Here is a 6,409-nt window from a genome sequence, read left to right as displayed (position 1 = left end):
ATTATTCTAATTGTTTTTATTATTATGTGATTATAGCAGAATATTATTTTTTTGTGTTTGAAAAAATTATAGTTCTAATTTTCTATTAATTCTTTTTTCTACATGCTTAAAATGGATAGGCACCGCCCTGCAACCAATTAATACAAGTACTAGAGACTTTTATTATTACCCTTCTATTACTTTCCTGCCCTTCTACTGATTTAATTTAAAAAGCTCCAAGTATCTTAAGTCAAAAATTAAACAATTAGGTTTTTCACCCTATTCTAAATGAAAACGGAATTAACACTTTTTTATTTCGCATTTGTCTTCCTTTGAGAATGTATGTCTAAAAATGATTAGGGATCAAGCCAAGTGAAGTTGATCTTTCATCCAATAAAAAACGTTCTACTTTTCTAGTAGAACGTTTTAATGGTGCAAGTGCAGGCACAGCTTCTGCCATGGCTTCCCGTTCAAACCATCGTTCACGATGGAAAGTCAAAATTCGGCCGGTCGATTGCCTGTATGGGCAATTAAGCGCTCAAATGGCGCTAAATAGCCTTCTACTCATTCTTTTCCCGTTGGTATAATTTCTCCATTCGGTACTTGCCAATCTGTTTTCCATAACAATCGTTTGCCTGCTTTTTCTAGTAAAAGCAGGCGGTCTGTTTTTCTTTTAAATGTGCTGCTAAACCAGTTGGCCCTGTGCCAATGACTGCAACCAGTACTGTTGGCTCTCAGCACTTTTTACTTATATACAAGAAATAAAAAAGCTAGTTTGCTTTTTTATTTTACTGTTTATTCGTTATCACACTTATTGCGTTTCTTCCTCTTTTGCAAATTGTTGCATGCGTTCACCGATTTCATCACGTACACGTTGAAACGCTGACCAAATGTCTTCTTCTGTGCCTATTGCTTTAGCTGGGTCGTCAAACCCCCAGTGTTCTCGACGAAGGGAAGGCGGTGTCGCCGGACATTTATCTGCTGCATCTCCACAGAGTGTAACGATAAAATTTGCAGTATGAAGTGTTTCTAAATCAATGATATCAGAGGTGTGATTTGAAATATCAATCCCCACTTCTTTCATCGCTTTCACTGCATTTGGATTTAAACCATGTGCTTCTACACCTGCACTTTTGACGATCCACTTATCACCCAAATAGTGTTTTCCAAACCCTTCAGCCATTTGACTGCGGCAAGAGTTGCCTGTACACAAGAAATAAAGTAGTTTTTTAGCCATCTTAATTTCTCCTCTTAACTAATTATTAATGTAAGGTACAAGCCAATGAGTGTGATAAATAGAATAGGAATCGTTAAGAGAATCCCGGTCTTGAAGTAAGTCGCCCAAGAAATTCTCACACCTTTTTGGCTTAAAACGTATAGCCATACCAGCGTTGCCAGGGAGCCAATCGGCGTAATTTTTGGCCCCAAGTCAGAGCCAATGATATTTGCATAAACGAGTGCTTCACGAAGTACACCAGATGTATTTGTTTCTGCGATAGCAAGCGCATCAATCATAACGGTCGGCATATTATTCATAACAGATGATAAGAAGGCCGCAATAAAGCCCATTGCAATGGTGGTGACAAACAGTCCCTGTTCTGCAGCAGCATTAATCACTGAAGCTAGCGCCTCCGTTAACCCCGCATTCCCTAGCCCATACACAACGACGTACATTCCAATGGAGAAGAATACGATATTCCATGGTGCGCCTTTAACCACTGCCGCTGTGTTGACTGCAGCACTTTTTCCCGCCATTAGCAAGAAAAGAAGCGCAATGGTCCCTGCAACGAGTGATACGGGAATATTCGTCCATTCACTTGAGAAGTAACCGATCACTAATACCAGCAGAACCCCCCACGACAAACGAAACATCCTGTTATCCTTAATTGCTTCCTCAGGTTTTTTTAGCATTGCGATTTCATATGTACGCGGAATAGACTTTCGAAAATATAAAAGAAGTACGGTAATGGTTGCCAGTAAAGAAAAGATATTAGGCAAGATCATATGTACGGCATATTCAACAAAACCAATACCAAAGAAATCCGCAGATACAATGTTCACTAGGTTGCTTACGACAAAAGGCAGACTTGTCGTGTCTGCAATAAAGCCACTTGCCATAATAAACGGAAAAATCATCTTCTCTTTAAACTGTAAATTGCGCACCATCGCCAGCACAATCGGTGTTAAAATAAGCGCTGCCCCGTCATTGGCAAATAGAGCTGCTACAATTGCGCCAAGTACACTCACATAGACAAACATCTTAATGCCATGACCTTTTGCAAGACGTGCCATATGAAGTGCAGCCCATTCAAATAACCCGATTTCGTCTAAAATTAGTGAAATGATGATAATGGCGATAAAGCTAAGTGTTGCATTCCAGGTAATATTGACAACATCAAGGACATCTCCAATATCAACTACACCTACAAGTAAGGCGATCAGTGCACCTGCACAAGCAGACCAACCAATATTTAATCCTTTCGGCTGCCAAATTACAAAAATCAACGTCGCAATAAAAATTAAACTAGCTAAGATGAGCAAGACGAGCCCTCCTTCTTGCATTGACAAACAGAGATCGCTTCAAGCTCATCAACAACGGTTTGTACTATAGATGTTAACTCGTCGACTAACCGATAGTGTTTCCAGGTACCCACTTTGCGCTCTGTAATAATGCCTGCCTCTTTTAATTTACGTAAATGTTGACTAACTGCTGGTTGAGAAATCTGCAATACCTCCACAAAGTCGCAGACACAAACCTCCCCTTGCTTTAGACAAGCAACCAACTTTAGACGATTGATATCAGCCAACGCTTTTAATTGCTTCTCTATCAACTGAATGTCCATAAATCCTCCTATATAAGCAAATTCTTATTTAATATAGTACAACAAAATATATTTGTAAATAATTAAATACTTATATATTATTCTTTCAATCAAACATCTTATTTGCAAATTACCCCCTTTCCAAAAATAAGAAGGGGGTAAGATAAATTTTAGTTTTACTTGTATGTTTTCATAATTAATCAAAATGAAGCAATGCAGTTTGTGAAGTATGAGATTTTTATAAGATAGTTTGATCATTTCAATCAGCCATGTTTTAAACCTCTCTGTCACGAACAAAGAATGAGGACCGCCATGTTCTAATTGCTCTCTTAAGAAGCTTCAGCGTTTTTGGCACCGAGAATGCTCTTAATTTCATTCAGCTATACAGAAAGAGCTTAATTATTGCTATTTTTTTCTCCCCACTCACATAGCTGTTCCAAAACAGGTAATAGAGTTTCTGCTTTACGTGTTAGACTATACTCCACTTTAGGAGGAATCTGAGGATACTCTTTGCGTCTAACAATCCCATCTGCTTCCAATTCTTTAAGTTGTGAGCTTAATGTTTTAAAAGTAATAGCTCCTATTTTTCTTTTCAATTCATTGAATCGAACTGGTTGATTTTCTGCCAGGAGGTAAATGATAAGCATTTTCCATTTACCACCAATCACTGATATTGTATAACCAAAAGGCGTCTCTTGAACATTACCTTTTTCTTTATAATCAGCCATACTCATATTTACACTATCCTTTCAGGTAGTATCTATCAAAAAAGTGCGTACTATTTTTTTATTTGCGCTCATTTTATACTGACATTACATTGAAGTAAAGGAGAGAAAAAAATGATTAATGTTAAAACCTTCGATCACGGCCTTTGGGATCACGGTATTACCCAAGGTTACAGCGTCAACGGCACCATCTATATTTCAGGGCAATTTTCCCACGATGCGGAGGGTTCGTTGATTGGCAAGGGCAATATCGAAGCACAGACCCGGCAGACGCTTGAAAATCTCGATCATGTGCTGAAAGGATTTGGTGTCACGAAGTCCAACCTCGCTTATATGGAGATCTATTTAACAAATGTACAAGAACATTCCGAACCAGTCATTCGGCTGTTCAAGGAATACCTGGGTCAACATCGGCCGGCCGGCAGCCTCATCGGCGTAAATTATTTGGCATTCCCAGAGCAACTGATCGAAATCAGCGCCGTCGCACACACTGACTAAGTAAGCAGGATTTTAAAATCAAAGTAATGATGCCCAGCTCAATTCTTTAGATGATTATTGAAGCAAGCAGGAAAAATGAAAAAGGGAATCAACTCGATTGAACTGAACCTCGAATAGTTTCCACTATTCGGGGTTTTAACGAATTTCCTGCTCTATGATAGTGACTTTTCGCAAAACTGTAGACGTCGCAACTTTATGTTAAACTTCGTGTCTTTTTATAAACAACATCATCTCACTTCACCCTATAACGAATTCTTCTTTTACCCTTGGAGAAGCAGCTGACACGACTGCACCAGGTTTGTTTCTATTGACAATTACAATGATTAAGTATCAAGCGGGTGTATTGCTTCTACACTGACAAAGAACGATTTAAGGTCTATACTAGGGCTTCCATCTTCTATGCTTTAATTGGCAGAATGCACGCATTACAACCAAACAATTAAAGGACGCTCTTGAATATAGGACGAAAAACATGTTATCTACGATGCTCTTAAGTAAGCGGTCATTTTAAATATACTTGAATCTTCAGTTCAAACAGCAGGAATTATTCAATAAAGAACACGCCATAAGTAAAAGACCGCGTAGGATTCCCAGTTTTTCCATGGAAACGATACTTCTAAGATTTCATCCTTCGTAGGCTTTCGGTTCATATGACGTAATATTTTTATCGAATGCATAAGACCCACATCATCGATTGGAAAAGCTGTCTGGAACCTAAGGCAGCGCATTAAAACATAATTGGCTGTCCAAGGACCAATTCCTCGTATTTTAATTAAGTTCTTTTCAGCCTCTTTAAAGGTCATTTTCATTAATTTTTCCTTCGATAATTCTCCATTTTCCATTAATTTAGCAATCCCAATGATATATTCACTTTTTTTTACGGTCATTTTAATATCTGCCAGGTCAGCAGGTGTTAACTGTGCCATTCGTTCGTACGATGGGAACACCCAATACTTTTTACCATTCCATTCGATAGAATCGCCAAATCCCTCCACAAATTGCTTCTTTAAGGAGTACGCGAAGGCCAAGTTAATTTGTTGCCCTAGAACTCCCCAACATAAAGCTTCGAATAAATCGGGAATGCCGATAACTCGTAATCCATAAAATTTTCGAGCAGGCATTCTAAGTAACGGGTCTGCTTTTGCCATTTCATAAAATGGCGTTAAATCGTTATCAAGATCAAACCATTCATGAATATATTTTACAATCTCTTCCCGTTTCCGCTTTTCAATCGGTCTAGAATCATTTAGGAATTGGACAGCCATTTGTTTATTATTGATGACGCTGATCTGTACTAAGGACCGAACTTCCCCAACGGCTATAACTTTTGTAATGATATCGTTCTCGATTTCATACATGCATTCATTTTTTTCCCTTGTTAGATAGCCTGCGTTTACATTCATATCGAAATGTTCAGGTAATGTAATAACAATACCATCATTGACTTCATGCCATATCACTTTTTCATTCTCCTCATCTTATTACGATTTTCTATGCTATTGACAAAATAATTATAAGAAACCTCACACTAATTGAAATTTTACTTTATCACATACTAACTTTTACTAATTTTGGTATCTTGCTATTACATTCCAAACACCTTATTTTTTCTATTTATGAGGTTATAGTGTTAGTTACCAAGGATGATAAATAGGAGAGGATAAAAATGAGCCACGATATAAAAACACGTGTCAACAACTTAAATTGGGAGTCCATTCAAGAGGCATTAGATAAGCAAGGATTTGCCAAACTTCCAGCGATTTTAACAAAAGAGGAATGTGAGTTCTTCATAGAATTGTATTCTGAGGAAGAGCCATACAGGACGACAATCAATATGACAAGGTATCGTTTTGGGAATGGGGAGTATAAATATTTTTCCTATCCATTACCTGAAATCATCCAAAGCTTAAGAGAGTCCTTTTATTTAGAATTGGCCAAAACAGCCAATCGTTGGTTGGGTTATTTAAAGAAAACAGAACAGTTTCCAGATCATCTTCAAGATTTTTTGACTACCTGTAAAGAAGATGAACAAACTAGACCGACACCTTTAATATTAAAGTATGAAACAGGCGGGTTTAATTGTTTGCATCAAGATTTGTATGGGGAAATATTTTTCCCTTTTCAAGTAGTCATTGCATTAAATTAACGAGATAAAGACTTTTGCGGTGGAGAATCCTTATTAGTAGAACAAATTCCTCGTGCTCAGAGCAGAGGATATGTAATTACTTTAGAACAAGGAAGCGCGCTGATCTTCCCTACTAATGATAGACCTGTTCTAGGTAAAAAAGGATATTACAAACACACCATTCGTCATGGATTAAGTACGGTTACTTCTGGAGAACGATACGGTCTTGGGATCATTTTTCACGATTCTAAATAACGATT

The 6,409-nt window shown here is 37.7% G+C and carries 6 protein-coding genes and 1 pseudogene; 2 read left to right on the top strand and 5 right to left on the bottom strand.

Translation table 11 applies throughout. The annotated features are described in order from the left end of the window. Positions 1 to 790 precede the first annotated feature (790 nt). The 4 genes from arsC to B1A98_RS18670 form a co-directional block, all read right to left on the bottom strand. A complete protein-coding gene (gene arsC / locus B1A98_RS18685) occupies positions 791 to 1,216 on the bottom strand; it encodes an arsenate reductase (thioredoxin) (protein WP_063385158.1) in 426 nt (141 codons plus the stop codon). Positions 1,217 to 1,230: 14 nt separating this feature from the next. After that, positions 1,231 to 2,541 carry an arsenic transporter gene (locus B1A98_RS18680; RefSeq protein WP_063385159.1) on the bottom strand — a complete coding sequence of 437 codons (1,311 nt, stop codon included), beginning with the start codon at positions 2,539 to 2,541 and terminating at the stop codon, positions 1,231 to 1,233. Next, positions 2,508 to 2,822 carry an ArsR/SmtB family transcription factor gene (locus tag B1A98_RS18675; RefSeq protein ID WP_063385160.1) on the bottom strand — a complete coding sequence of 105 codons (315 nt, stop codon included), beginning with the start codon at positions 2,820 to 2,822 and terminating at the stop codon, positions 2,508 to 2,510. The genes B1A98_RS18680 and B1A98_RS18675 overlap by 34 nt, the downstream gene beginning before the upstream one ends. A gap of 374 nt (positions 2,823 to 3,196) precedes the next feature. Then, entirely contained in the window at positions 3,197 to 3,535 is a 339-nt protein-coding gene (locus tag B1A98_RS18670; protein ID WP_063385161.1) for a winged helix-turn-helix transcriptional regulator, read from the bottom strand. 105 nt (positions 3,536 to 3,640) lie between these two features. On the opposite strand from B1A98_RS18670, the gene B1A98_RS18665 reads away from it, so the two are divergent. Continuing rightward, positions 3,641 to 4,024 (top strand): RidA family protein, encoded by a 384-nt coding sequence (locus tag B1A98_RS18665; protein WP_063385162.1) that lies wholly within the window; start codon positions 3,641 to 3,643, stop codon positions 4,022 to 4,024. A gap of 548 nt (positions 4,025 to 4,572) precedes the next feature. Here the strand turns inward: B1A98_RS18665 and B1A98_RS18660 are convergent. Then, positions 4,573 to 5,484: a DNA-3-methyladenine glycosylase family protein gene (locus B1A98_RS18660; RefSeq protein WP_063385163.1), complete on the bottom strand. Its 912-nt coding sequence runs from the start codon at positions 5,482 to 5,484 to the stop codon at positions 4,573 to 4,575. A gap of 206 nt (positions 5,485 to 5,690) precedes the next feature. Between B1A98_RS18660 and B1A98_RS18655 the strand changes: the two are divergent. After that, positions 5,691 to 6,404: pseudogene (locus B1A98_RS18655) on the top strand (2OG-Fe(II) oxygenase). Positions 6,405 to 6,409: the final 5 nt, after the last annotated feature.

It is taken from the genome of Pseudobacillus badius (genome assembly GCF_002189605.1).
Taxonomy (GTDB): domain Bacteria; phylum Bacillota; class Bacilli; order Bacillales; family Domibacillaceae; genus Pseudobacillus; species Pseudobacillus badius.
The sequence above is the reverse complement of the archived record's forward strand: the minus strand, read 5'-3'. Positions and strand labels throughout refer to the sequence as shown.

Coding starts and splice junctions, on each gene's coding strand:
- arsC (WP_063385158.1), bottom strand. CDS start 1,216: ATGGCTAAAAAACTACTTTATTTCTTGTGTACAGGCAACTCTTGCCGC.
- B1A98_RS18680 (WP_063385159.1), bottom strand. CDS start 2,541: ATGCAAGAAGGAGGGCTCGTCTTGCTCATCTTAGCTAGTTTAATTTTT.
- B1A98_RS18675 (WP_063385160.1), bottom strand. CDS start 2,822: ATGGACATTCAGTTGATAGAGAAGCAATTAAAAGCGTTGGCTGATATC.
- B1A98_RS18670 (WP_063385161.1), bottom strand. CDS start 3,535: ATGAGTATGGCTGATTATAAAGAAAAAGGTAATGTTCAAGAGACGCCT.
- B1A98_RS18665 (WP_063385162.1), top strand. CDS start 3,641: ATGATTAATGTTAAAACCTTCGATCACGGCCTTTGGGATCACGGTATT.